29 protein-coding genes are annotated in these 26380 nt (G+C 43.1%); 24 read left to right on the top strand and 5 right to left on the bottom strand.

The annotated features are described in order from the left end of the window. The 18 genes from DW039_RS11925 to DW039_RS11840 form a co-directional block, all read left to right on the top strand. Positions 1 to 348, top strand: a 348-nt coding sequence (locus tag DW039_RS11925; protein ID WP_207810789.1) for a UDP-N-acetylglucosamine 2-epimerase, incomplete at its 5' end; no start/stop codon positions are given. An 8-nt stretch (positions 349 to 356) separates the two neighbouring features. Then, positions 357 to 1559 carry a glycosyltransferase family 4 protein gene (locus tag DW039_RS11920; RefSeq protein ID WP_120381977.1) on the top strand — a complete coding sequence of 401 codons (1203 nt, stop codon included), beginning with the start codon at positions 357 to 359 and terminating at the stop codon, positions 1557 to 1559. Positions 1560 to 1563: 4 nt separating this feature from the next. After that, positions 1564 to 2172 (top strand): sugar transferase, encoded by a 609-nt coding sequence (locus tag DW039_RS11915; RefSeq protein WP_120381976.1) that lies wholly within the window; start codon positions 1564 to 1566, stop codon positions 2170 to 2172. Positions 2173 to 2185: 13 nt separating this feature from the next. Beyond that, positions 2186 to 2824, top strand: a complete 639-nt coding sequence (locus DW039_RS11910; protein WP_057089492.1) for a hypothetical protein — start codon at positions 2186 to 2188, stop codon at positions 2822 to 2824. Between the two features lie 14 nt (positions 2825 to 2838). Beyond that, on the top strand, positions 2839 to 4086 hold the full coding sequence (locus DW039_RS11905; RefSeq protein ID WP_057089493.1) for a hypothetical protein: 1248 nt from the start codon (positions 2839 to 2841) through the stop codon (positions 4084 to 4086). A gap of 35 nt (positions 4087 to 4121) precedes the next feature. Then, positions 4122 to 4352, top strand: a complete 231-nt coding sequence (locus DW039_RS11900; RefSeq protein WP_057089543.1) for an acyl carrier protein — start codon at positions 4122 to 4124, stop codon at positions 4350 to 4352. A 5-nt stretch (positions 4353 to 4357) separates the two neighbouring features. Next, on the top strand, positions 4358 to 5392 hold the full coding sequence (locus DW039_RS11895) for a 3-oxoacyl-ACP synthase III family protein (protein WP_057256425.1): 1035 nt from the start codon (positions 4358 to 4360) through the stop codon (positions 5390 to 5392). Beyond that, positions 5392 to 6147: an SDR family NAD(P)-dependent oxidoreductase gene (locus DW039_RS11890; protein WP_057089495.1), complete on the top strand. Its 756-nt coding sequence runs from the start codon at positions 5392 to 5394 to the stop codon at positions 6145 to 6147. Before DW039_RS11895 ends, DW039_RS11890 begins: the two co-directional genes overlap by 1 nt. 6 nt (positions 6148 to 6153) lie before the next feature. Next, positions 6154 to 6390 (top strand): acyl carrier protein, encoded by a 237-nt coding sequence (locus DW039_RS11885; protein ID WP_057089496.1) that lies wholly within the window; start codon positions 6154 to 6156, stop codon positions 6388 to 6390. Beyond that, a complete protein-coding gene (locus tag DW039_RS11880) occupies positions 6383 to 7849 on the top strand; it encodes a class I adenylate-forming enzyme family protein (RefSeq protein ID WP_120381975.1) in 1467 nt (488 codons plus the stop codon). The genes DW039_RS11885 and DW039_RS11880 overlap by 8 nt, the downstream gene beginning before the upstream one ends. Before the next feature lie 4 nt (positions 7850 to 7853). After that, positions 7854 to 8921, top strand: coding sequence for a ketoacyl-ACP synthase III (locus tag DW039_RS11875; protein ID WP_057256424.1), 1068 nt, complete (start codon positions 7854 to 7856; stop codon positions 8919 to 8921). 2 nt (positions 8922 to 8923) lie between these two features. Beyond that, the gene (locus DW039_RS11870) at positions 8924 to 9331 is read left to right on the top strand and encodes a VOC family protein (RefSeq protein WP_057089499.1); all 408 of its coding nucleotides are present in this window, start codon (positions 8924 to 8926) and stop codon (positions 9329 to 9331) included. Between the two features lie 4 nt (positions 9332 to 9335). Continuing rightward, entirely contained in the window at positions 9336 to 10445 is a 1110-nt protein-coding gene (locus tag DW039_RS11865) for a sugar-transfer associated ATP-grasp domain-containing protein (RefSeq protein ID WP_057089500.1), read from the top strand. After that, positions 10442 to 11605 carry a CapA family protein gene (locus tag DW039_RS11860; protein WP_057089501.1) on the top strand — a complete coding sequence of 388 codons (1164 nt, stop codon included), beginning with the start codon at positions 10442 to 10444 and terminating at the stop codon, positions 11603 to 11605. The genes DW039_RS11865 and DW039_RS11860 overlap by 4 nt, the downstream gene beginning before the upstream one ends. A 12-nt stretch (positions 11606 to 11617) precedes the next feature. Then, positions 11618 to 12607 (top strand): aldo/keto reductase, encoded by a 990-nt coding sequence (locus tag DW039_RS11855; protein WP_229079566.1) that lies wholly within the window; start codon positions 11618 to 11620, stop codon positions 12605 to 12607. A 62-nt stretch (positions 12608 to 12669) separates the two neighbouring features. Next, positions 12670 to 13284: an MBL fold metallo-hydrolase gene (locus DW039_RS11850; protein ID WP_057256422.1), complete on the top strand. Its 615-nt coding sequence runs from the start codon at positions 12670 to 12672 to the stop codon at positions 13282 to 13284. Positions 13285 to 13412: 128 nt separating this feature from the next. Further along, a complete protein-coding gene (locus tag DW039_RS11845) occupies positions 13413 to 14654 on the top strand; it encodes a DegT/DnrJ/EryC1/StrS aminotransferase family protein (protein ID WP_120381974.1) in 1242 nt (413 codons plus the stop codon). Between the two features lie 229 nt (positions 14655 to 14883). Further along, the gene (locus DW039_RS11840) at positions 14884 to 15477 is read left to right on the top strand and encodes a master DNA invertase Mpi family serine-type recombinase (protein ID WP_005831322.1); all 594 of its coding nucleotides are present in this window, start codon (positions 14884 to 14886) and stop codon (positions 15475 to 15477) included. 63 nt (positions 15478 to 15540) lie between these two features. On the opposite strand, the gene DW039_RS11835 is transcribed toward DW039_RS11840, so the two are convergent. Then, complete coding sequence (locus DW039_RS11835; RefSeq protein WP_008664823.1) at positions 15541 to 16146, bottom strand: HdeD family acid-resistance protein; 606 nt, start codon at positions 16144 to 16146, stop codon at positions 15541 to 15543. A gap of 126 nt (positions 16147 to 16272) precedes the next feature. Between DW039_RS11835 and tpx the strand changes: the two genes are divergently transcribed. Further along, positions 16273 to 16773 (top strand): thiol peroxidase, encoded by a 501-nt coding sequence (gene tpx / locus DW039_RS11830; RefSeq protein WP_005831317.1) that lies wholly within the window; start codon positions 16273 to 16275, stop codon positions 16771 to 16773. Positions 16774 to 16863: 90 nt separating this feature from the next. On the opposite strand, the gene DW039_RS11825 is transcribed toward tpx, so the two are convergent. From DW039_RS11825 to DW039_RS11810, 4 genes are all read right to left on the bottom strand, one after another. After that, positions 16864 to 17502: a DedA family protein gene (locus DW039_RS11825; protein ID WP_005831315.1), complete on the bottom strand. Its 639-nt coding sequence runs from the start codon at positions 17500 to 17502 to the stop codon at positions 16864 to 16866. Positions 17503 to 17530: 28 nt separating this feature from the next. Then, on the bottom strand, positions 17531 to 18943 hold the full coding sequence (locus DW039_RS11820; protein ID WP_120129815.1) for a tetratricopeptide repeat protein: 1413 nt from the start codon (positions 18941 to 18943) through the stop codon (positions 17531 to 17533). Between the two features lie 4 nt (positions 18944 to 18947). Continuing rightward, positions 18948 to 20687 carry a glutamine--tRNA ligase/YqeY domain fusion protein gene (locus tag DW039_RS11815; protein WP_117703160.1) on the bottom strand — a complete coding sequence of 580 codons (1740 nt, stop codon included), beginning with the start codon at positions 20685 to 20687 and terminating at the stop codon, positions 18948 to 18950. Between the two features lie 74 nt (positions 20688 to 20761). Continuing rightward, positions 20762 to 21580, bottom strand: coding sequence for a PstS family phosphate ABC transporter substrate-binding protein (locus DW039_RS11810; protein ID WP_117703159.1), 819 nt, complete (start codon positions 21578 to 21580; stop codon positions 20762 to 20764). Between the two features lie 257 nt (positions 21581 to 21837). Here DW039_RS11810 and pstC point away from each other — a divergent pair, with 257 nt between their 5' ends. The 5 genes from pstC (at position 21838) to DW039_RS11785 (ending at position 26379) form a co-directional block, all read left to right on the top strand. Further along, the gene (pstC, locus tag DW039_RS11805; RefSeq protein ID WP_005831308.1) at positions 21838 to 23022 is read left to right on the top strand and encodes a phosphate ABC transporter permease subunit PstC; all 1185 of its coding nucleotides are present in this window, start codon (positions 21838 to 21840) and stop codon (positions 23020 to 23022) included. A 12-nt stretch (positions 23023 to 23034) separates the two neighbouring features. Continuing rightward, the gene (gene pstA, locus DW039_RS11800; RefSeq protein WP_057089507.1) at positions 23035 to 23895 is read left to right on the top strand and encodes a phosphate ABC transporter permease PstA; all 861 of its coding nucleotides are present in this window, start codon (positions 23035 to 23037) and stop codon (positions 23893 to 23895) included. 17 nt (positions 23896 to 23912) lie between these two features. Then, the gene (gene pstB / locus DW039_RS11795; RefSeq protein ID WP_016274364.1) at positions 23913 to 24668 is read left to right on the top strand and encodes a phosphate ABC transporter ATP-binding protein PstB; all 756 of its coding nucleotides are present in this window, start codon (positions 23913 to 23915) and stop codon (positions 24666 to 24668) included. Between the two features lie 60 nt (positions 24669 to 24728). Next, complete coding sequence (gene phoU / locus DW039_RS11790) at positions 24729 to 25424, top strand: phosphate signaling complex protein PhoU (RefSeq protein WP_120381973.1); 696 nt, start codon at positions 24729 to 24731, stop codon at positions 25422 to 25424. 352 nt (positions 25425 to 25776) lie between these two features. Continuing rightward, positions 25777 to 26379, top strand: a complete 603-nt coding sequence (locus tag DW039_RS11785) for a riboflavin synthase (RefSeq protein WP_005832292.1) — start codon at positions 25777 to 25779, stop codon at positions 26377 to 26379. Position 26380 lies beyond the last annotated feature (1 nt).

Here is a 26380-nt window from a genome sequence, read left to right as displayed (position 1 = left end):
CACGACTACAACTGCCTGCAGATGAACGCCTATGCCGTTGTGAGTGACAGCGGTACTCTGCCTGAGGAGAGCAGTTTCTTCACTTCTGTGGGGCATCCTTTCCCTGCTGTATGCATCCGTACCAGTACGGAGCGTCCCGAGGCTCTTGACAAGGGTATCTTTGTCCTTGCCGGCATTGATGGGAAATCCTTGCTTCAGGCTGTAGATACTGCCGTGGAGATGAATAGGAATGAGGACGATGGTCTGCCGGTGCCCAATTATACGGATGAGAATGTATCGGCCAAGGTTGTGAAGTTGATTCAGAGCTATACGGGGGTGGTGAACAAGATGGTCTGGAGAAAATTCTGACTGCTGGGATGAACATTCTTTTTTTGACAATATCCCGTATCAATGGCTTGGAAGAGCGTGGCATCTATACGGACCTGATGCGTGAATTTATAAGGAACGGGCATGCCATGTATATAGTATCCCCTTATGAGCGGAGATTCCATCAGCCTACCGGAGTCATGGAGAACGGTGGTGCAAGAATATTGAAGGTAAAGACACTCAATATCCAGAAAACGAATATTGTGGAGAAGGGGATTGGCACTTTATTGTTGGAAAGCCAGTATCTGCATGCCATTAATAAATACTGGCGGGATGTGAAGTTCGACCTTATTCTTTATTCCACTCCTCCCATCACCTTCAATAAGGTAATCCGAACCTTGAAAAAACGCTGGAATGCGAAAACTTATCTGATGCTGAAGGATATTTTTCCGCAGAATGCGGTGGATTTGGGTATGTTTTCCAAGAAAAGTTTTCTTTATAGGATGTTTAGGAGTAAGGAAGAAAAACTTTATGAATTGTCAGACTTCATCGGTTGTATGTCACCTGCCAACTGTGAGTATGTGTTGAAACATAATCCTGTCGTTGATACGGCAAAGGTGGAAATCTGTCCGAACAGTGTGGAGTTGCGGGAAAGGTTGAAAGGGGATAGGGGACAGAGTAGACTGCTGAAAGAATTGAATATTCCCGCATCAAAAAAAATCTTCATCTATGGGGGTAATCTGGGAAAACCTCAGGGGATAGATTTTTTATTGAAAGTGATTGAGGAGAATGAAAAGCGGGATGACTCGTATTTTGTAATTGTAGGTAGTGGTACGGAGTATATGAGGGTTAAATTATGGTTTGATACGCACTTGTTCCCAAACGCCTGCCTTCTTGCTGCATTGCCGAAAGCAAAATATGATGAGTTGGTGAGCTTGTGTGATGTAGGCTTGATATTCCTGGACAAGCGTTTTACCATACCCAATTTTCCATCGCGCCTGCTTTCGTATTTGGAATGTAGGATGCCGGTGTTAATAGCTACGGATGTGAATACGGACATCGGACGGATAGCTGAAGAAAATGGTTTCGGTCTGTGGACAGAGAATGGGAATATAGACACTTTTATGGAAATGATTGAGTTTATGGTAGAGGATGACGAGCGGATGAAAGAGATGGGAGAAAAAGGGTATAGATTTTTGTGTGAGAATTATACTGTAGATAAGAGCTATAAGGCTATAATGAAGCATTTTTGAGAGTATGTATAAACATGGTTTAAAAAGAGTGATTGATTTCATTCTGGTCTTTATTGTATTGGTTGTTATCTGGCCCATTTTATTACTTATTACTATTTGGTTGCATTTTGCCAATAAAGGTGCAGGAGCATTCTTTACTCAGGAGCGTCCTGGAAAGGATGGAAAAATATTCCGTGTGATAAAGTTTAAAAGTATGACGGATGAACGGGATGCATCCGGCAAATTATTGCCGGATGCTAAACGATTGACTCATGTGGGTAAATTTGTTCGTGCCACTAGTATTGATGAGCTTCCGCAATTAATTAATGTTTTGAAAGGGGATATGGCATTGATTGGTCCAAGACCTTTATTGCCGGAATATCTGCCTTTATATAGTGAAGAACAAGCTCGTCGCCATGAAGTTAGACCTGGTATCACAGGATGGGCGCAGTGCCATGGGCGCAATGCTATTAGTTGGACTGAAAAGTTTAAATTAGATGTGTGGTATGTAGATCATTGTTCGCTACTGACCGATTTAAAAATAATTTTTATTACCATTAAATCTGTACTGAAGAGAGAAGGAATTTCATCTGCTACATCGGTAACAATGGAGAAATTTAATGGTCACAATTAACAGATAATAAGTCATGAAAGATTTGGGTATATATTGTGCAGGTGGTTTTGGCCGTGAAATATATTGTTTGATTTTTAAGACTCTAAAATCTCCTGATTGGAATTTTGTCGGATTTTTTGATGATGGAGTGGATAAAGGCAAACAACTTCAGTATGGCGATTGCATAGGAGGTATGGATGAATTAAACTCTTGGAAAACTCCAATAGATATCGTAATTGCTAATGGCAATCCCCAAATGCTAAAGAAAATAAGTGAAGGTATTACCAATCCATTGATAGATTATCCGAATATCATTCATCCTTCTTGTACGTTTGCAGATGACGAGACAATAAGTTTAGGTAAAGGGAATATATTTTGTTTAGATTGTCATCTTAGTTGCAATGTATCTATGGGTAATTTCAATATAATGAATGGACATATCAGCTTCGGGCATGAAGTCATTGTCGGTAACTGTAATGCTTTTATGCCTGGAGCAAGAATTTCTGGTGGTGTTACTGTTGGAGATGGCAACCTTTTTGGAGCCATGTCATTTGTAGTGCAATATAATAGGATTGGTTCAGGCGTTAACTTAGGTCCGGGTGGCATTCTCCTCACAAAACCTAAAAATGAGTCAACCTATATAGGCAATCCTGCAAAATTATTCAAATTTTAAGCACAGATTTATATATGATTCGTATAAGTAAGCCGATTGTTAGAGAAGTGGATAGAAAGGTCTTTTTAGTTTCGTATATGTCTGATAATAAAAGTAAAACGGAAGTAAATCCTAATGGGGAAGAAGTATTCTATGCGACAACCAAAGATTATGGACAGTATCTCACGAATGAATCTTCTGATTGTTTCGTTGTAGGTATCCTACTGATGGCAATTAAATTGGGGCAAGATATTGAGTGCGATACAATTTCTGAAAAACTTTATTATAATCTTGTGCATACAGTAATACCAATATTGGCTCAGATATATGGTGGAAAAGAAATAAAAATTCATTGTAAGCATTTGTCTAATCAAAATTATCAAGCAAAAGCAGTGGCTACCGGTTGCTCACTTGGCGTGGATAGCTTCTCAACTATAATTGACCATATTGGAACTGATTGTTCTCCATCGTATAGGCTTACTCATTTCACCTATTTCAATGTAGGTGCTCACGGAGATAAGAATTTGGATAAAGTAAAAGAGTCGTATGACAATGACTTTAAACTAGTGGACGCATATGCGGAAACGAAGAAAATTCCGGTAGTAGCTGTTGAATCAAATATCTCAAAACTCTATGAAGGCTTTGATTTTAATCAGTGTGCATTGATTAGAAATATGAGTGTGGTTTTGAGTATGCAGAAGCTTTTTCGCAGATACATCTATGCAAGTTCGTTTCATATAAGGGATACGAGTTTTTCGAATAAAGATATGCATTATCAATCGCCATTTTTACTTCCGGCATTATCCACTGAGACAACAGAGTTAATAAATGGTGATCCATGTCTTGATAGAGTAAACAAAACAAGAAAAATTGCAGACTTTGAGGATACTTACAAATATCTCTATGTTTGTTGGAAAGAACTTATTGCTAATGATGGACTTAATGAAGACATTGCAAAAGTGAAAGATGAGTTTTTGAATTGTACTCGATGTGATAAATGCCTGCGTACCATTCTAACGCTTGATATTTTGGGGAAGAAAGAGAAATATCACAATATTTTTGATTTAAAATATTATGATAAATCAAAAGACCTCTATGTAGGAAAAGTGATTGCCTATAAAAGAAGGGAAACCTATTATCAAGAGATATATCAATTGATGAAAGAGACAGATTTCCCCATTACATTAAAAGCCAGAATATATACGTTTATGTGGACTATATATAAAGTAATAGGTTTTGGTGTAAACTACAGATGGTTAAGAAAAATAGTTGGTAAATGTTAGAACATTCAATAATAATCATTCAAAATTGTACCATAATGAAATTAAATGAATTTATCGAGAATTTTGCAAATCAGTTTGACGATACTGATGTAAGTGAAATCACGGCTGCAACAGAATTTAAGGCTCTTGACGAGTGGAGTTCTCTTGTTGCTCTTAGCATCATTGCAATGGTTGATGAGGAGTATGACGTTACCATTAAGGGTGACGATATTCGCAACTCAAAGACCATTGAAGACTTGTTTAATGTAGTCGCAAGTAAGGCTTAGGTCTTATGGCTTATTTGAAAGTAGAGAATGTTAGGATCACTGGCATATCGGCTGGTGTTCCTAAACATGCCGAAGGTTCTGTTTCTACTACTGATAAGTATGGTGCTGAAGACTTCGTACAAACTACTGGTATCAAGGAGAAACGTTATGATGAACGATTGACAACTTCTGACCTTGGCCTCCCTGCTGCTGAAAAGTTGATTGCAGATCTGGGGTGGGACAAGAAAGAAATTGGTGCATTGGTTTTCGTGTCCCAGACTCCTGACTACATTCTTCCTGCAACTGCGTGTATTCTGCAAGCTAAATTGGGATTAGAGCGTAGTTGTATGGCAATGGATATCAATCTTGGTTGTTCTGGCTGGGTGTATGGATTGTCCGTATTATCCAGTTTAATGCAGACAGGGAATATTAAAAAAGCAATCCTGCTGGCTGGTGATGCTCGTAAACAAGCAAAAGAAGAGCTGGATCAACTCTTTGGTTATGCTTGTACAGCTACGGCATTGGAATACAGTAAGGAGGCAAAACCGTTCTATTTTGATTTGGGAACTGATGGTACTGGTTATGATGCGATTATTCGCCCGGGTGGTGGTTGCAGAAACCAGTTTAATGAAGATTCTTTAAAGCTTGAGTTGTGTGAAGATGGGCGTAAGCGCCATGCTATACAGACTCGCATGAAGGGTATGGATGTATTTGCTTTTGGTATTACGACAGCGCCAAAGAGCATAAAGAAGCTGACAGCTAACTATGAGATGGATTACACATCTTTTGATTATGTGATTTTGCATCAAGCTAATTACAAAATGACAGAAACAATCCGTAAAAAGTTGAAATTGGATGCTGAAAAGATGCCATATAGTATGCTCCATTTTGGAAATACATCATCGGCATCGATTCCCTTGACGATTGTTACCCAATTGAAAGGTAAAATTGAAGATAAGCCTACCAAAATAATTGGTTGTGCATTTGGTGTAGGCCTTAGTTGGGGTACGGTTGCTTTTGAGACAGAACATTTATTAATATCTGAATTAGTAGAAGTATAATGGTAGAGTTTAATCCTTTTGCTCTCAAGCGAAAAACAATTCTTGTTGTTGGCGCTTCTTCTGGTATTGGAAGAGAGATAGCTATTGAATGTTCAAAAATGGGCGGTAAGATAGTTGTCTGTGCTCGCAGTGAGGAAAATCTAAAGTCTGTTTTGGATGAGATGGATGGAAACGGTAATACTTATATAACTGCTGATATAACCAATCAGGAAGATTTGACGAAGTTGGTCAGTGATATGCCTGTTATAGATGGTTTAGTAATCTCAGCAGGTATCGGTGGAACTTTGGCTCTTCAATTTGCAACGCGAGAGAAGTTCGATAGAATTTTCAATCTGAATTTTTTTGCAGCGGTAGAACTTACTCGATTGATTTATAAAAAGAAAAAAATCAATAAAGGAGGGAGCATAGTATATATTTCATCCATTGCAGGCAATAATCGAATCACTCCGGGTAATGTAATTTATGGTTGCGCAAAAGCTGCATTGAGTACATACATGCGCTATGCTGCTATTGAATTTGCTGGAAGAAAAGTGAGGGTAAACACCATCAATCCGGGTATGACTAATACAAATCTTATTAATTCCAGTGGGGCGCTCTCTGATGAAGATTATCAAAAAGACATGGAAACCTATCCTTTGAAACGGTATGGTGAAGTGCAGGATATAGCTCCCGCAGCAATATATTTACTGAGTGATGCTTCTTCTTGGGTTACAGGATGCCAATTCGTTATAGATGGTGGAGTAACAACTAAATAAATTATTATGGACTATAAAGAGAGAATTAAAGAAATAATTGCCGATACATTGGGCATTGATATTGAACGAATTACTGATGATTTGGCCGCCGGTGATATTGAGGAGTGGGATTCGGTCGGGAATCTGACTATTATATCAACTATTGAGGAAGAATTGGAAGTTGATATTCCTATTGAGGACCTCTATGAACTCAACAACATAAAAGCAATAGTTGAAGAAATAATAAAACTTAAGAATGAGTGATATTTTGCATAGCTGTTTGTTGCAAGCCATAGTTGAGCATGCGGAACATATGCCTGATAAAATTGCACTGGTATGTGATGCTAAAGAGATTAGCTATAAACAGCTTAAAAATAGCATTTGGCTGGCTTCTGATTATCTTGATACTCTAAGCCTTCGTAAAGGAGACAGTATCATCATTACAGCACGGAAAGAACCAGAGTTTGTTTATCTATATTTCGGTGCCCATTTGAGGGGCATTGTGAATGTGGTGGTTGATCCTGCTTCGACACAAGATAAACTCTTATTCATCTCGAATACTGTAAAGCCAAAGTGCATTTTCGGTCTTCCTAAGTTTGTGTTTGATGGGGCTAAGAATATTGCTATAGATAGTCTGGAGCTTTCTGGTGAAGCTAAGGATACTAAGAATCCTTCATTGGATAAGGATGACATAGCGGACATCATGTTCACCACTGGTACGACGAGCGATCCTAAAGCTGTCTGCTTATCGCATTATAACATAGCCTCTTCGGCAAGGAACATTAACGGATTCATTGGCAATAGTGCTGATGAACGTGAAGTATTGGGATTGCCACTGAGCCATTCGTTTGGTCTTGGCCGTCTTCGTTGTTCACTCCTCAAAGGTGCAACCCTGATATTAGTAGGGAACTTTGCCAATCTAAAGGTCTTTTTTGAAGCTATGGAAAAGTATAAGGCTACAGGATTCGGCATGGTACCAGCTGTTTGGGAGTATATAACTAAGTTGAGTGGAAATCGTATAGCACAGTTTGCTGACAGTCTTCGTTATATCGAGATAGGGAGCGCCCCTATGTCTATCGAGGCAAAGCAACGATTGATTGGCTTGTTCCCCAACACGCGCATCTGTATGCACTATGGATTGACTGAAGCCTCGCGTTCGTTCTTCATGGAATTCCATCAGTACAAGGACAATCTGGATACTATTGGGATGCCTACATCCGAAGAGGTGGAAGCGAAAATTATGAATGATAATGGCACAGAAATGCCTACGGGACAGCAGGGTGAGATTTGCGTAAGGGGTAATATGGTGATGAGCCGTTATTTGCTTGATAAGGACAATGCGGCGGCATTCTTCGGGGATTATTTTCGCACAGGGGACTTTGGTTTCAAAAATGAAAACGGACTCTACTATATGGTTGGTCGCAAAAAAGAATTAATCAACATTGGAGGAAAGAAAATCAGCCCGCTGACTATCGAAGAAGCTATTAAAAGTCTTGGTGTAATAGACTGTGCTGTGGTTCCAGTCAAAGATCCTAAAGGTATTCTTGGCGAAGTGCCTAAAGCTTTTATTCAGAAGATGGGCTGCCAACTCTCCTTTGACGAAATCAGGCACGGTCTTAGCGGATTGCTTGAACCTTATGAAATTCCAACAGAGTATGAATTTATTGCGCGCATTCCGAAGACTGCAACAGGGAAAGTGCAACGATTATCACTCATTAAATAAGATTATGTCTGCATTAACAGTTAATAATGTAAGGGTAGCAGGTTTATCGGCTTGTGTACCTGAGAAGGTTGAAGAAAATCTTACTTTGTCAATTTTTGAAAATGAAGAAGAGGCCAAAAAGATTATTGCGTCAACCGGTATAGAGAGGAAGCATGTGGTTGATTCTGGTACAACGGCATCTGACTTGACAGTTGTAGCTGTTGAGAAGATGATTGCAGAATTGGGTTGGGAAAAAGAAAGTCTTGACTTGTTGGTATATGTTTGCCAATCACGTGACTATATAGCTCCTATGACTTCTTGCATTCTTCAAGATAGATTAGGGTTAAGTAAAGGCTGCTGCGTGATGGATGTACCTCTTGGTTGCTGTGGTTTCGTAAATGGTATGAGTATTGCTGCTTCTATGCTCTCTCATGGCGGTTTAAAACGTGGTTTGATGATAAATGCAGAGACTAACTCTACTAACCGGAATAAAAGGGATAGAACTGTTCGTCCTCTGTTTGCTGATGCTGCAACAGTAACGGCTCTGGAATACGATGTGAATGCAAAGCCCATGAATTTTACATTCGGAGTAGATGGTAGCGGTATTTCTGCCATTTATACCAAGTATGGTGGTATGCGTTATCCTATTACTCCAGAAACATTACAGGAAAAAGAGGTTGAACCTGGCATTATTCGTAAGGGTAATGATATGGTTGTCAATGGCATGGATGTTTTTTCATTTGCTATTAAGGTTCCTCCTCGTGCCCTAAAGGAATGTATTGCTCAGTATAATATCAATGTTGATACTATTGATCTTTTGCTGTTGCATCAGGCAAATAAATTCATTGATGAAAAAATTCGTAAAAGTATAAAAATTCCCGCGGAAAAATGTCCGTATTGCCTAGCGGACTATGGTAACGTTACATGTGCATCAATTCCTCTAACTCTCGTGACTCAGTGTAAGGAACGGCTTCATAACAACGCCAACCATATTCTAGCCTGCGGTTTTGGGGTGGGGCTTCAGTGGGGATGTATGGAATTCAATATTGATAACATTGTTTGTACTGATGTACAAATATATAAGTCAAAATAATCATGTTAGAAAATGCACGTTTCCATCATATAGGCTTTGCCGTAAATGATATAGAAAAAGTTAAGCCAGAGTATGTAGCTGGAGGGTATGTTGTTTCTGAAACTGTAATTGAACCCATCCAGAAAGTTTATGTAGCCTACGCCTGCAGAGAAGGATTTCCTACTGTTGAACTTCTTCAACCGTTGGATGAGACTTCTCCTATAGTGAAAATATTAGCAAAAAATGGTCCTACACCGTATCATATATGCTATGCGGTAGATGATATTGACGAAGCTATGCAAGAACTCCGTGCACGTAAGTTCATGCCTTTGGCGAAACCTATACCTGGTCATGGACTGGATGATGCTTTGATGGTATTTATGTTTAAAAAAAATGTTGGATTGGTGCAGTTGGCACAAATTAAAGAATAGTGTCATGGAAAAATTTATCAATACAAAAAAAGAACAATTCTTAGGCTTTGATTTTTTAAAGAATCATACACTGCCTTCACGTGATGTTTTTGACTATAGAGTACATAAGAAGGAGTATTCTGAGTATTTTGCACAATATGGTTTTCAGGTTTCAATGGTATATGCTGATTTCTATTCAAGGATGTGGTGCTCTGATTATAATGATAGGTATATGTCGGATGATGTGTATTACTATTATGTTATTCCTTGCTTGAATCGTTTCGATTTTATCAATTCCTATATGGATAAAAATGGTTATGACAGACTATTCCCTGATATTAAGAAACCTTCCATTCTGATGAAGAATATTAATGGTAGATTCTTTAGCCCTGATGATATGCCTATTTCTACAGAAGAAGCTGTTAAACTGGTACTTGCAACTGATTTGGATTGTATAATCAAGCCATCCATTGATTCAGGTTCAGGTAAGAATGTGAAATTGGTTCGGAAGGAAGAAATTGATACAGCGAAAGTCAAGGATTTGTTTGAGACATATAAATGGGATTTCAATATTCAGAAACGGCTTGAACAAAGTGCAACATTGAAGAAACTGAACGAGTCGTCACTGAACACGCTTAGAATTTATACTTATCGTACTTTAGCTGGAGAATATGTACTATTGGTATCAGTCGTTCGATTTGGAGGTAAAGGTGCGTTTAATGATAATGCATCGACAGGTGGTGGTTTCTGCCATGTTTATGATGATGGTAGTCTCGATCAGCGTGTTCTTCGCTATCACACACTTGATAAACCTACATTGAAAGAATTCTTAGGATTTGAAAGCCTTACTATACCGAATTATGATAGAGTGATGAAATTCGTGTTTGATTTGCATCGTCGTCTGCCCTATTTCGATTTGGTCGGGTGGGATATTGCACTTGATGTAAATAATGAGCCGGTTTTCATAGAGATGAATCTAACTGCAGAATCAGGATTTGCACAGATGAATGGTGGACCTCTTTTTGGAAAATATTTGGATGAAGTGATGGAGAGAGTCTCTAAAGTTCATAAAGACTATCGCAATAGCGTAGAGATGAAATTTGAGAATGGTTCAAGACTTATGATGAAAGTATGATTAAATTGAGTTTTCTTGGAGACATCATGTGTTTGAAAGCACAGAATGATGCCGTAATGAAGAAACATGGTGAGTATAGATATGATGGGTATCTGTCTGGTTTGGCACCTCTGTTGAAGGATTCTAATTATGTGATTGCTAATTTGGAATCACCCATCATGCGTTCCCCTTATACTCAAGATAATATCACTCAATCAGATGTATGCTTTGCTACTCCTTCTTCGTTATTGGATGAGGTGAAAGCGGCTGGTATTGATTTTGTAGCGACCTGCAATAACCATTGTTTGGATAGAGGGGTAGATGGCTTGTCTGAGACATTGCGTTGTATTAAAGCTGCTGGCATTGATTGTTCTGGTAGTTATCTTACAGTAGGAGATAGTGAAAAAGTATTTGTTAAGCAAGTCGGTACTCTGAAGGTAGCTGTTATATGCTGTACTTTTGGAACCAATTCGCAACTGAATGGGGTGTTTCTCAATGAGGATGAACAGTGGAGAATTGATTTGACCAAGAAACAACAGAAATTATTGAAGTTGGAATTTAAAACATCAGGAGAGGGAAAATCTATAGAAAAATATATTTCTGATGATGTCTCACCTGCTGCTATTACCAATTCAAAAAATCAAGTTTTTCTGGAAAGGGTTCTTGAAAAGGTTCATAAAGCAAAAGAAGTGGCAGATATTGTCGTGGCTTATCCTCATGTTGGAGGACAATATAATCCATCTCCAGGTTTCTATACCAGATTTATTATTGATAGTCTAAAAGAGGCCGGTGCTGATATTATTGTAGCTAACCACCCTCATACTTCACTACGCTGTGAACGTTTGGATAATGGTGTATTCTGCGCTTATGCCCTTGGGAATTTAGCATTTACTCCCGATGTCGGCTTCTTTCTTGATAATGTTTTAGCTGAATTTGGTATAGTTCTTCACTCTTATTGGGATGAATCAACTAAACGGCTTATTAAGTTAACTTTCAACGTAACTCGTTGCATGATAGGAGAAGATGGAATCACTCGCGTTGTAGAAGTCTCTGAACTTTACAACCGTTTGACGAATAAATCTGAGCGTGAACGACTCATGATTGATAATGAATCTGTTGTCAACCGTTTTGCTGGATGGGCAAAATCGTTTGAACCATATAAAGAATACGTAATATTTTAACTGCATAATTATATGGATATGCAATATGTAAAATTAAATAATGGCATTGAAATGCCGCAAGTTGGTCTAGGAACGTTTCTTATACCGAAGGATAAGCTAGAAGATACTTTGATAAAAGCTTATGATATGGGTTACAGGCAGTTTGATACAGCTTGGAGATATTATAATGAGGCTGATATTGCCCGGATTTTCAAGAAACATGGTATTAAGCGTGAAGATGTGTTTATTACTACAAAAGTAAATATTGATGCGTTTTACTATGGGGGATATAAGTATGGAATTCATAGAATTCTTAACCGAAGAAATAATGTCAGTATCGAACAAGCTATTCTAAAATCTTTTGATAACCTTGATACGGAATATATAGACTTATTTTTGATTCATAATCCTTGGAAAATATTCATGGATATGTGGGAGGTTCTTGAGAAATTCTATAAAGAGGGAAGAATCAGGGCAATTGGAGTTTCCAATTTTCTGCAGCCACATATTGAAGCTTTGAGTGAGATTTCGGATGTTGTTCCTGCTGTAAATCAAATAGAAATTAGTCCATTAAACGCTCAGATTGAATTAACAAAATACTGTCAGGATAGAGGAATTGCAGTTGAAGCTATGTCGACATTCAGTCATTTTCGTTCAGTAGAGCCAAGACTGGAGATTATCGAGCATCCTTTGATTTTGGCAATCGCAAAAAAACATGGTAAGAGCACCGTTCAAGTAGTCCTACGGTGGCTTGTCCAAAGAGGTATTATTGTGATTCCTAAGACTTGGAATATGGTTCATTTGAAAGAAAATATTTCGATTTTAGATTTTGAACTAAGTGTTGATGAAATGGCTGAGATAACTTCTTTGAATAAGGGGAGGTATTTGAACTATAATCCATTTGTCGCACAAAGAGGGTTGCCTAAAAAATATAGGAACTGGGAAGGGTTTAAGAATCCTGATAATTTCACGGATATGTTCAATAATTTTCCAGCATGGAGAAAATGGTTATCAATCTATTGATGATATAATTTGAAGGCATTGAAGATTGTGCTGATAATCGGTGATTCAATATTTTTAATATAATGTTAACTGTAAAATCCATTGTCAATACTATTCTAGAATCAAAAACATATATTCTTGAAGTTGATAGATTGGATTTTTGGATTGTGGACCCTGGAGATGTTGAAAAAATTATGGAGATTGTGGATAAAGACAGGGTGCTGAAAGGGATTTTACTGACACATATTCACTACGATCATATCTATGGATTGCCTGCTTTAGTACGGATATTTCCCAGTGCAATAATCTATACTAATGAAGCTGGTATAAAAGCTTTGGCTTCTGTAAAACTGAATCTATCGAAATACTATGGTACCCCAATGGTATATTGGGGAGAAAATATTAAAGTTGTTCGTGAAGAAGATTCCATTACTCTACTAGATGGGATAAATGTAAAGGCAATAGAAACACCGGGGCATAGTCCAACTTGTATTACTTATCTTGTAGGGAACTATGTTTTTTCAGGAGATTCATATATACCGGGATATAATGTTGTAACGAATCTTCCCAATGGTAATAAAAAGGAGGCGGATAAATCGAAAGCACGAATAATTCGATTGGCTGAGTCTCGGATATTATGTCCAGGACATCTTGAGAAAGTAACCCTTGCTAAAAAAGAAGCAATTATATCGTTTTAGATATGAAACGGTTTTGGAAAAAGCTCTGTAAAATCCTTGTTTTTTTGCTAATTCCATATTATGTAAAAAGAGAGATATCTTCATAATATTCATTGCACTTCTTTGAAAAGAAATTCATTTATAATTTTATGGATAAGAGAATATATCTTTGCCTCGCTCACATGAGCGGCAAGGAGATGGGCTTCATACAGGAAGCCTTCGATACCAACTGGGTAGTACCCCTCGGTCCTAATGTGAATGCCTTCGAGCAGGATTTGGAACGCTTCGTGGGACAGGATAAAAAGGTAGTGGCCTTGAGTGCAGGTACAGCAGCGGTACACCTGGCCCTGCTCGCTTGCGGAGTTGGTCAGGGTGACGAAGTGATAGTACAAAGCTTTACCTTTTGTGCCTCTTCCCATCCGGTGACCTATCTCGGTGCCACTCCGGTATTCGTGGATTCTGAGGCTGATACATGGAACATGGACCCGGTTCTTTTGGAGAAAGCTATCGAGGATCGTATCAACAAGACCGGTCGGAAACCCAAAGCGATTGTTCCGGTGGCTTTGTATGGGATGCCCTACAAGACAGACCAAATCATGTCAGTGGCAGATAAATATGGTATTCCGGTCATAGAGGATGCCGCCGAAGGCTTTGGAAGCAAGTTTGACGGGCAAGTCCTCGGAACTTTTGGCAAATATGGTGTGCTTTCTTTCAATGGCAACAAGATGATAACCACCAGCAGTGGCGGTGCTTTGATTTGCCCTGATGAAGAGTCCAAGCGTGAGATAATGTTCTATGCTACCCAGGCCCGTGAGTCCTATCCCTACTACCAGCATGAGCGTATAGGCTATAATTATAGGATGAGTAACATTTGTGCCGGAATCGGCCGCGGTCAGATGATGGTGGTGGATGAGCACATAGCGCACCATAAGCATCTGTGCGGTCTGTATCGTGAGCTGTTGGCTGATGTGGAGGGAATCACGCTTCATGAGAATCCTTCCGGACGTTATGACAGCAATTATTGGCTGAACACGGTACTGCTTGACGGGAATCTGCATGTGAGAGGTGAGGAGGATGCCTACCGTGAGACAGTAAAAGGCGCCGTAGGTGGTGCCGCCGGTGTTACGCATGAGTCAGTGAGTGCCCATACTTCTTGTGAGCCTAACCGTAATGTAGAGGCCATGCGTGTTTGCTTGGATAAAGCCGGTATCGAGAGCCGTCCCTTATGGAAGCCCATGCATCTCCAGCCGGTATATGCAAATAATCCTGCCTATGTGAATGGCATTAGTGAAGGCTTGTTCAAGCGTGGTCTTTGCTTGCCGAGTGGTCCTTATGTGACGGATGAGGATGTGAGATACATAGTGAATGAAATGAAGAAGAGTATACTATGAAACTACATAGTATCAATTTTTTATGAACTAATTTCAGAAAACAGCTTCAGTGGGGCTGTTTTCTTTGTTTATAGGCATATTTGAGATGGTTACCGAGAAGTCTTCCCTGACTTCGAGGGATGTCCATAATGTGATCCTCTGTGATAGAGAGTCATAGTTGTGTGTTGCCACTCTTACTTGAATAACCGTTCTTTGGTGGTGAATAATAACCAATAAACGTTTATCAATTATGGCAGTAGTAGCTTATTTAAGAGTAAGTACAGAAAAACAGTTTTTAGAGAATCAGCGCGAGGAAATTATACGCTTCGCGGAGAAGAATGGGTTGAGTATCGACAGATGGTACATGGAGACGGTCAGCGGAAAAGTGAGTAGCAAAGAGCGTAAACTGGCGGGCTTGTTGGACCGGATGAAACCGGGAGACTCCTTGATTATAACGGAGATTTCACGGCTTAGCCGGACACTGCTGGAGATAATGACCATTCTTAACTCCTGCATCAAAAGGGGAGTGGTGCTGTACAGTACCAAAGAGGGGTATGTGTTTCAGAATGACATCAACAGCAAAGTGCTGGGTTTTGCTTTTGGACTGATGGCCGAGATAGAGCGTAATCTGATTTCCATGCGCACCAAAGAAGCCTTGGAACGACGGAGGAAAGAAGGAAAACATCTGGGCAGGAAGAAAGGGGACACACCCAAGATGAAGATACTCTATGCGAACAAGAGGAAACTTGTAAGGGAGCACCAAAGAGGAGAGTCGTGTGCCGAACTTGCCCGGCAGATGGGAGTGTCACGGACTACGATGTTCCGTTTTCTGAGACGTTATTGAGCAATTCGGCTAAACGAAGGTGTCAAAGGTGGGATTCCTTTTGACACGCTTCGTGTGGGCTACTTATTCGGCCGATACTTCTTTCTCTTTCTTTTCCTTCCACTCTTTCCCGCGCTTGTGCAGGTTTTTTAGCTCGAATGACAGCATGATACGGAAGAAACCTATAATCAGGAATGCAAACGAAATCATGTACACGGCGTAAAGGGCGCCTACTGCCGGTTGCCACAAGATGATGAGCGAGCAGATGACGGCAAGAATACCGAAAGCAACATACCATCCCCAGTCTCTTGTCCCGTATCTTTTGAGGTCCATGGCATAGCCTACGGATGAGAAGCCGCGGAACATCAGCCAGAAGGCAATGATGAATGGAATGACTTCCATGCTGAGCATTGGGTAGGTTATCAGGTAGAATCCCAGAATCATGTCGATGATACCTCCAGCCAGATACCATCCCCAACTGGATACCCTTCTACGGTTACTTACTGCAAAGGATATTTCCAGCAGACCGCTGAACAACATGGAGACGCTGAACAGAATGCTCAATACCGCATACCCGCTGAGAGGGGAGAACATCAGGCTTATAGCCACTATTACATAAAGAATACCAAGAATGAGTGAAATCCACCAATTCTTTACTTCCTGCTGAAGTTCGTCAAAAATAGTTTTCATGTGAATTTAATTTTTTAAGTGATTATCATTAATTCGTCTGTAGAATAACAGTTTATCCGGAAAAAAGTTTCGGGTGAACTTTTTCTGTATGTAATTTGTTATGTATACATATAATTTGATAAAACTATGGCTACAACAAAATTTAAAGGACAACCGGTAAAGGTTATCGGTGAATTTATAAAGGTGGGCTCTGTTGCCCCCGATTTCGAATTGGTAAAAACAGATTTGTCTTCATTCTCTTTGAAGGAACTGAACGGGAAGAATGTTATTTTGAATATTTTCCCCAGCCTTGACACTGGTGTGTGCGCTACTTCTGTACGTAAGTTCAACAAACTGGCTGCCGGCCTGCCCGATACGGTAGTGTTGGCAATCTCCAAGGATTTGCCTTTTGCACATGCACGTTTCTGTACAACGGAGGGTATTGAGAATGTGATTCCTTTGTCTGATTTCCGTTTTTCCGATTTTGATGAAAACTACGGGGTACGCATGGCCGACGGACCGCTTGCAGGTCTACTGGCGCGTTCGGTAGTGGTTATCGGCAAAGATGGTAAGATTGCCTATACGGAATTGGTACCTGAAATTACGCAAGAACCTGACTATGATAAAGCTATTGCAGCTGTAAAGTAGAAAGTTTGGATTTGGGATAAGCAATAAAAAGCGGTGGACAGAATTTATCATGCTGTCCACCGCTTTTTTATTATCATACCGTTTTCTTTTTTATTTCTTCTTCATGCCTTTATAGATGAAGAATGCCACGATGAGTACGCCGATTCCGATAAATACATAACCTATCTCATGGCTGTATTCCGTTACTTTGGCAAGCAGCTGTTCCTCGTTCTCAATGCCGGGTACTGTGGACAAGTAATAGCCGATAAAAGCCAGGATGGAATTCCAAAGGCCTGCACCCAAGGTGGTGTACAGCAAGAAAGTTCCCAGCTTCATGCGTGCCAGACCGGCAGGGATGGATATCAACTGGCGAACAGCAGGTATCAGGCGGCCGACAAAGGTTGATACGGCTCCATGCTTGTCAAAGTATTCCTCCGCATGCTGCACTTTGGCTTCGTCGATGAGGCACATGTGCCCGAAACGGCTGTTGGCAAACTTGTAAATGATGGGGCGTCCCAGCCATTTTGCCAGATAGTAGTTTATCAATGCTCCGATATTTGCCCCTATGGTTGCAAACAATACCACCAGATATATATTCATGTTGTCATTGTTGGCGGCTTTCCAAGCGGCAGGAGGGACTACAACTTCCGAGGGGAAGGGAATAAACGAACTTTCAATGGCCATCAATAAAGTGATGGTCCAGTAATTGAGGTGGTCGAGACACCATTGGATAAAGGCTACTGATTCCATTTGCTAGATTAGTGGTATATAATTACTATTATTGTAATGCATTGAAAATATTCTTCATCACTAGGGCCAGCTCTTCCTGATTATCTTCTTGTAGTATCTGCTGTAATCTATCCAACTCTTCCAGCCTGAACGGATGTTCGCACAGCTGGTTGTACTTCATGAAGTTCTCTTTGTCTTTGAGCAGCATATACAGAGAGGTCAGCCTTTCGTTGATACCTTCAAAGTCCGGCTCCATCTCTTTGACATGTTCAAAGGCCAGCTTGGCATAGCTCAGTTGTCCTATTTCCATGCTACACATGCCTATTTCGTGCCAGGTATCTGCATAGGGGGCATACTCTAAGGCTTTGGCCCATTTTTTCACACCTTTCTCATACTCACCTTCTTCCATGTAGATGCGCCCCTCAATCAAGTACGGGTCTATCTCTTCGGGTGCCAGGTCGTATGCTTTTTTACAATACTGGTGTGCTTTGCGTTTCTTTCCCATCTTGTGCAGGCATAGGGCTGCATTGGCATAAAGAGAAGGCAAGGCGAAGTCATGGCTGTCTTCGGCCGTTATGGCTTTTTCCAGATAGTCGTATCCTTCTTTCCATTCTCCTTTGGAGGCTTTGTTCAGACCGATGAAGGTGTTGATGAAACCGTGGGAGACAAGATGGAATTTTTCGGCCTGCAGGTAGTTCTCCATGGCACTTTCCTCATTTCCCAATTGGAAGAAGGAATGTCCTTTCATCAGGTAGGCATCGGCAAACTCGTCATCGGCCACCGTGGCATAGTCGCATGCTTCGATTGCTTTGTCGAACATCTGCTGGTCAAAGTAGCAACGGGCCAGTCCAAACCAGTAAGGAGCCGAATACGGATTCTTGTCAATCAGCTTATTGAAGAAGAAGGTGGCTTTTTCAAACAGTCCCTGGGCGTAGTAACAGTCGCCGGTGACGGCAAGGTAGGCTTCTTCTTCGGCATATTTTTCGAGTCCGCGCGTCAGCCATGTCAATGCTTTTTCCGGGAATCCCATGTCAATGTACATATAGGATACATCGACGATGTTGGCCAGGTCGTCCTTATCGTCTATGCTGTCGAGTATCGCTTCTGCTTCTGCTTCTTTGCCTTCGCCCAACAGTAGGTTGGCTTTCAGCACTTTCACTTCGGAAGATTCTTCGGCAATCCGTTCCAATATATCTTTGGCTTGCTCTTTATGCTGGGTGTCGAGGAACAAGTATGCCTGTTCCACCAGCAGAGCCGTATTATCCGGATGTATTCCCAAGCCATACTCTACGACCTCGGTAGCCATGGCATATTTATGATGCACGGCATACCAGTCTGCGAGGTCGGCTAAGTCGTCTGCGTCCAGATAGATGGTTCTGTTCTCTGCTTTGGCAGCTTCATATTGTTCTGCCATTTCTTGCAGTTCTTTGTCTCTTCCGGACAGCAGGTTTTTTTTACTCATATTCTTATTTATTGATTTTACCCCAAACGTCTTTCAGACCTACAGTACGGTTGAATACCATTTTTTCTGGCGTAGAATCTTTGTCAACATTAAAATAACCGATACGTTGGAACTGCAGGTAGGAGAGGGGCTGCATGCCGGCAGCGTACTTCTCGATGTAGCAGCAGGGCAGCACATTCAGGGAGTCGGGGTTGATCATTTCTTTCATGGCTGTCAGTGCGTCGCAGTTCTTCGCTTCGCGGATGGCGGCAAGCTCATCGCGCGGGTTCTCCACTTTCCACAGACGGTCGTAGAGACGTACTTCTGCTTCGAGGCAGTGGGCACAACTTACCCAATGGATGGTGCCTTTCACCTTACGGTTGGCTCCGGGCAGACCGCTCTTGGTATCAGGGTCATATTCGCAATATACTTCGGTGATTTCACCGGCGTCGTTCTTCTTGCAGCCGGTACACTTCACGATGTACGCGTTCTTCAGACGTACCTCTTGTCCCGGTGTCATGCGGAAATATTTCTTCGGAGCATTTTCCATGAAGTCGTCGCGCTCCATCCAAAGTTCGCGGCTGAATTCGATGACGTGGTTGCCTTCTTCGGGATGTTCGGGGTTGTTGACGGCTTCCATCTCTTCCACTTGCCCTTCGGGATAGTTGGTGATGATAAGCTTCACCGGATTCAGTACGGCAGATACGCGGGTGGCGCGGTCGTTCAAGTCCTCGCGCACGGCGCTTTCCAGCAGGGCGAATTCATTGAGCGCATCGTAGGTTGTATATCCTATTTTGTCGATGAACTTATGAATGGACTCCGGAGAGTATCCCCTACGGCGGAAACCGCAGATAGTCGGCATACGGGGGTCGTCCCAACCGTTTACCAAGCCTTCCTTGACTAGAGTCAGCAGGTTGCGCTTGCTCATCAGCGTATAGCTGAGGTTCAGTTTGTTGAACTCATACTGATGGGGGCGGTTATCGTCGAGGTCTTTGCCTTCCTTCACCCAGTCCACGAAGAGATCGTAGAGTGGACGGTGGGGCACAAACTCCAGTGTGCAGAGCGAGTGTGTCACGCCTTCGAAGAAGTCGCTTTGCCCGTGGGCGAAGTCGTACATCGGATAAGCCTTCCAAGTGGTGCCCGTGCGATGGTGCGGATGCTTCACTACACGGTAGATGATAGGGTCGCGGAAGTGCATGTTGGGGCTTGCCATGTCTATCTTGGCGCGGAGCACCATGGCACCTTCCTCAATCTCGCCGCTGTTCATCTTCTGGAACAAATCCAGTGTTTCTTCGATAGGACGGTTGCGGTAGGGACTTTCCACACCGGGCTGGGTGGGAGTTCCTTTCTGGGCGGCAATCTGCTCGGAAGTCTGTTCGTCGATGTATGCCTTGCCCTCCTTGATGAGGCGGATAGCGAAGTCCCACAATTGCTGGAAATAGTCGGAAGCGTAATATTCGTTACCCCATTTGTAGCCCAGCCACTGGATGTCTTCCTTGATGGCTTCTACATATTCCACATCTTCCTTGGTGGGGTTGGTGTCATCGAAACGCAGGTTGCAGACACCGCCGTGTGCAGCGGCAATACCGAAATCAAGGCAGATGGCCTTGGCGTGTCCGATGTGGAGGTAACCGTTCGGTTCGGGCGGGAAGCGTGTTTGTACTTTTCCCCCGTTTTTACCTTCTTTCAAATCGTTTTCTACTATTTGCTCAATGAAGTTCAAGCTCTTTTTTTCGCTTGTTTCTTCGCTCTTTATTTCTGCCATAATGTTACTATTTTCGTATCGTGGGGACAAAGATAGGGTAAAAAAATGAAGAATGAAGAATGAAGAATGAAGATTTATTCGTTATGTACCGGGATATATCCGCTCTCTTTGATGATTTTCTGTCCTGCGGCAGACAAAATGAAATCGAGCAGAGGGGCTATGACCGAAGCGTTTTTCCGGTTATAATAATAGTATAGCGGGCGTACTATCGGATAAGTCTTATTGATGGCATTCTCCAGCGTGGGAGCGGCATAATGTTGCCCGTCGTATGAAACGGCGAGCGTCTTGATACGCGGCGATACATAGGCTAGACCCACATATCCGATGGCTCCGCGAGTTTGGCTGACGGATTGGATAATGGCTCCCGTGGCAGGCATGGAGAGACTGCTGCTCATGTAGTTCTTGTTTTTCAGTACGCTTTCCTTGAAGAACTCGTAGGTACCGGAGGAAGTCTCGCGGGAGTAGACTACGATTTTGCGGTCGTCTCCGCCCACTTGCTGCCAGTTGGTGATTTTGCCCCGGAAGATATCTTCCAGTTGTTGGCGGGTCAGTTGTTTCACTGGGTTGGAGGGGTGGACCACTACGGCAAGGGCATCGTAGGCGATGGGAACTTCTGCCAAGTCTTCTCCGGCGGCTTTGGCTTTCATCTTTTCGCTGAACTTGATGGCGCGGGAAGCCATGGCGATGTCCGTGGTCTGGTCCAGCAGGGCTGAAATACCGACACCGGTTCCGCCGCCGGTCACGGTGACACGGGCAGAGGGGTTCAGGGTCATAAAGCGTTCGGCGGTCTGCTGCGCTATGGGGAGCACGGTATCGCTGCCTTTGATGCGTTGCGCCTGCATGCCAGTGGTGGCTGTCAGTGCGAGGAGTAGAAGTAATTCTCTTGTCTTCATAAAACACATGATGCAAATAGGGTAAACAGATAATGCAATTGGGGCAAACACATGATGTAAACCGATGGTATGCATCATGTAATCTGGCTCAACGCATGATGCAAATTAAGGCAATGGATATTACAAATGTGTTACATGGGGTGTACTTTAAGTCGTTGTAACAGTTTTGTAACACCTTTGAAACATTTCTTTCAAACGTTAGTCACACTGCCTTAACATCCGGCTCGTTCCTTTGCATACAGAAATCAATAGGCAACATGAAAAAGATTTTTGAGAAGATTGTAGAAGGTATACTGGCTTGTAGCGGCTTTGTGACGAGTCTTACCATCGTACTTATCGTCGTGTTCCTCTTTTCCGAAGCGCTGGGCTTGTTCAGCAGCAAGGTGATAGAAGAAGGGTATGTATTGGCCTTGAATAAGGAGAACCGGGTGGGCGAACTGACTCCGGCACAGATAAAGAATGTCTTTGATGAAGAGCTGACAAACTGGAACGAAGTGGGAGGGGAGGACCTTCCTATCCGCCTTTTCCGTTTGGAGGACATCACACTGTATTATACGGAAGAGCAGTTGGGCGCTTCCTACGAAAATGCAGGTGCCTGCATTACGGAGCTGGTGGAGCGTACGCCTGGCATTATAGCCTTTGTACCGCAGCAGTTCATCGTCCGTCCAGACTCGGTGCATCTGCTGAAAGACAACACCATTTCGGTGAAGGACGTCTTTGCCGGTGCCGAATGGTTTCCCACGGCAACACCTGCTGCGCAGTTCGGCTTTTTGCCGCTCATTACGGGGACGCTGTGGGTCAGTCTGTTTGCCATCCTCTTTGCATTGCCGTTTGGTCTGTCGGTGGCAATCTATATGTCGGAGGTAGCCAATTCCCGGGTAAGGAATCTGCTGAAGCCCATCATTGAGTTGCTGAGTGGCATACCGTCGGTGGTCTACGGCTTTTTCGGCTTAATTGTCATTGTGCCGTTTTTGCAGCAGGTGTTCAACTTGCCGGTAGGCGAGAGCGGGCTGGCGGGCAGTATTGTGCTTGCCATTATGGCGTTGCCCACCATCATAACGGTGACAGAAGACGCGATGAGGAATTGTCCCCGCGCCATGCGCGAAGCCAGCTTGGCACTGGGAGCATCGCAATGGCAAACTATATATAAGGTGGTGATTCCTTACTCCATTTCGGGCATCACCTCCGGGGTGGTGTTAGGCATCGGCCGTGCGGTGGGCGAGACGATGGCTGTGCTGATGGTGACAGGCAACGCCGCCGTCATTCCCCATACCATCTTGGAACCGCTGCGCACCATTCCGGCAACGATTGCCGCCGAACTGGGCGAGGCGCCTGCCGGCGGACCTCACTACGAAGCATTGTTCCTGCTGGGTGTTGTGCTGTTCTTCATCAGTTTATTGATAAACTTCACGGTGGAAGCGGTTTCGCCAAGACGAAAATAAAAGAAGATAGATATGGTTAATAGGAAGCATCTTTCGCAAAACATGGCATTCGGCTTGTTCCGTCTGTTGAGCCTGAGTGTGGTGGGGATTCTTTTTGCAATCCTCGGTTTCATTATATATAAAGGTATAGGAGTCATCGATTGGGAGTTCCTCACTACAGCTCCTACCAACGGTATGACTGCCGGCGGAATCCTTCCTGCCATTGTAGGTACGTTCTGTTTGATGGCGGGTAGTGCCTTGTTTGCTTTTCCGGTGGGAGTGATGAGCGGCATTTATATGAATGAGTATGTGCCGAAAGGCTGGGTAGTACGCTTCATACGGATGATGACGAATAATCTGAGCGGCATCCCTTCCATCGTGTTCGGTCTGTTCGGCATGGCACTGTTCGTCAACTATATGGATTTTGGAGACAGCATCCTGGCAGGTTCGTTGACACTGGGCTTGCTGAGTCTGCCTTTGGTTATCCGCACCACGGAAGAAGCACTGAAAGCCATCCCCGACAGCATGCGCGAAGGAAGCCGCGCGTTGGGAGCCACCAAGCTCCAGACCATCTGGCATGTCATCCTGCCGATGGGAATGCCCAATATCATCACCGGACTGATTCTGGCGCTGGGGCGCGTTTCGGGCGAGACGGCACCCATCCTTTTCACCTGTGCCGCCTACTTCCTGCCGCAACTGCCGACCGGTATCTTCGACCAGTGCATGGCGCTTCCTTATCACCTCTATGTCATCTCTACCAGCGGTACGGATATGGAAGCGCAGCTTCCCATCGCTTATGGCACAGCATTGGTGCTGATACTGATTATCCTCCTGGTGAATCTGTTGGCAAACGCCCTGCGGAAATACTTTGAGAAGAAGATTAAGACGAATTGAAAACATATACAATAGGTATGAAGAACAAGATAGAAACCCGTGACGTGAACTTCTGGTATGGCGATTTCCATGCCCTGAAAGGCATCAGCATGGACATTGAGGAGAAGTCTGTGATAGCCTTCATCGGCCCCTCGGGCTGTGGAAAGTCTACCTTCCTGCGCCTGCTGAACCGCATGAACGATTTGATTCCCGACACCCGTCTGACCGGCGAGATACGCATTGACGGACAAGACATCTATGGAAAAGGAGTGCAAGTGGACGAACTCCGCAAGAACGTGGGCATGGTGTTCCAGCGGCCCAATCCTTTCCCCAAAAGCATCTTCGAGAACGTTGCCTACGGACTCCGTGTGAATGGCATCACCGATAACGCCTTCATCCGTCAGCGGGTGGAAGAAACTCTGAAAGGCGCCGCCCTTTGGGACGAGGTGAAGGACAAGCTGAAAGTCTCTGCCTACGCCCTCTCCGGCGGTCAGCAGCAACGTCTCTGCATAGCCCGTGCCATGGCGGTGTCTCCTTCAGTCCTGCTGATGGATGAGCCGGCATCCGCCCTCGACCCCATCTCCACTGCCAAGGTGGAAGAGCTTATCCACGAGTTGAAGAAGCAGTACACTATCGTCATCGTCACCCACAACATGCAACAGGCAGCACGTGTCAGTGATAATACGGCTTTCTTCTATATGGGGCAGATGGTGGAGTTTGGAGATACCCGGAAGATATTTACGAATCCCGATAAGGTGGAGACGCAGAACTACATCACGGGACGCTTCGGGTAGCGGATTGTTCCATACAAGCAAAAATAAGTTGTACAAAAGTAATCTTAAAATAGAAACATTATGGTGAAGTTTATCGAATCTGAACTCGTCTTGCTGAAAAAGGAAATAGACGAAATGTGGACCCTGGTATATAATCAGCTCGACCGTGCAGGTGATGCCGTGCTTACGCTGGACCGGGAACTGGCCCAGCAGGTATTGGTGCGCGAACGTCGTGTCAATGCTTTCGAACTGAAAATAGACAGCGACGTGGAAGACATCATTGCCCTTTACAACCCCGTTGCCATCGACCTGCGCTTTGTGCTTGCCATGCTCAAAATCAATACGAACCTGGAGCGTCTGGGCGACTTTGCAGAGGGCATTGCCCGCTTTGCCCTCAACTGCCATGAACCTGCTTTGGATACTGAGCTGGTCAAGCAACTCCGTCTCGAAGAGATGATAGCCCAGGTACTCTCCATGCTCGAACAGGCAAAACAGGCGCTTCAGGAGGAGAGCCAGGAACTGGCTACCGCCGTGTTTGCCAAGGACAATATGCTGGATGAAATCAATGCTGAGGCCACTGCCATTCTTGCCGACTACATCAGCCGGCATCCGGAGAGTGCACTCTCTTGTCTGAACCTGGTGAGCGTGTTCCGCAAGTTGGAGCGTTCCGGCGACCACATCACGAATATTGCCGAAGAAATAGTGTTCTTTATCGACGCAAAAGTGTTAAAACATAGTGGGCGGACAGACGAACACTACTTAAATGGTAAGAAATAAACAAAATTTTAGGATAATTTCAGTGTTTCATGGAAAATAGCCTTATATTTGTCCATTGAAAACGATTGCAGGTGTAGAAAAATGCTTTGAAATGATAATAAACTTAAATGATTTCTCAAAAAGATGTTATAAGACATGTTTTTTAATTTGGTTAGTATCACGAAAAGCGCCTATATTTGCATCGTTATCCTGAAAACAATCTTTTTACCTTAAAAAAAAACTAATACCTATTGAAAACTGAAAAAGGAGGCTTTGTGAAAAGCTTCCTTTTTTTTGTACCTATACGAAGGGCTTTTTGTATCTTTGCGCATATTAATAATAAATCGCGTATAACCTAAAAGTATATAGAACCATGTTTTCCGGAATAGTAGAAGAATGTGCCACATTGGTGGCGATGGTCAAAGACCAGGAGAATGTACATTTTACTTTCAAGTGTTCATTCGTCAGTGAATTAAAAATAGACCAGAGTGTGTCTCACAACGGTGTTTGCCTGACGGTAGTCAGTCTGACAGATGATACCTATACCGTGACGGCCATGAAGGAAACGCTGGACCGTTCCAATCTTGGCTTGTTGCAGGTGGGAGATGAAGTGAATGTGGAGCGTAGTATGATGATGAACGGCCGGCTGGATGGCCATATCGTTCAAGGACATGTGGACCAGACTGCCACTTGCATCGATATAAAGGATGCGGAAGGAAGCTATTACTTTACTTTCCGGTATGCTTTTGACAAGGAGATGGCAAAGCGCGGCTACATCACGGTAGACAAAGGCTCGGTAACGGTCAATGGTGTCAGCCTGACCGTGTGCAATCCCACCGACGATACTTTCCAGGTGGCCATTATTCCTTACACCTTTGAGCATACCAATTTCCATGCTTTCAAAGTGGGCAGTGTGGTGAATCTGGAGTTCGATATCATTGGTAAGTACATCAGCCGCATGATACAATATAAATAAG

This window comes from Bacteroides sp. AF39-16AC (assembly GCF_003602735.1).
GTDB lineage: Bacteria > Bacteroidota > Bacteroidia > Bacteroidales > Bacteroidaceae > Bacteroides > Bacteroides uniformis.
Note: the sequence above shows the minus strand (reverse complement) of the source record. Positions and strands in the feature narration are given on the sequence as shown.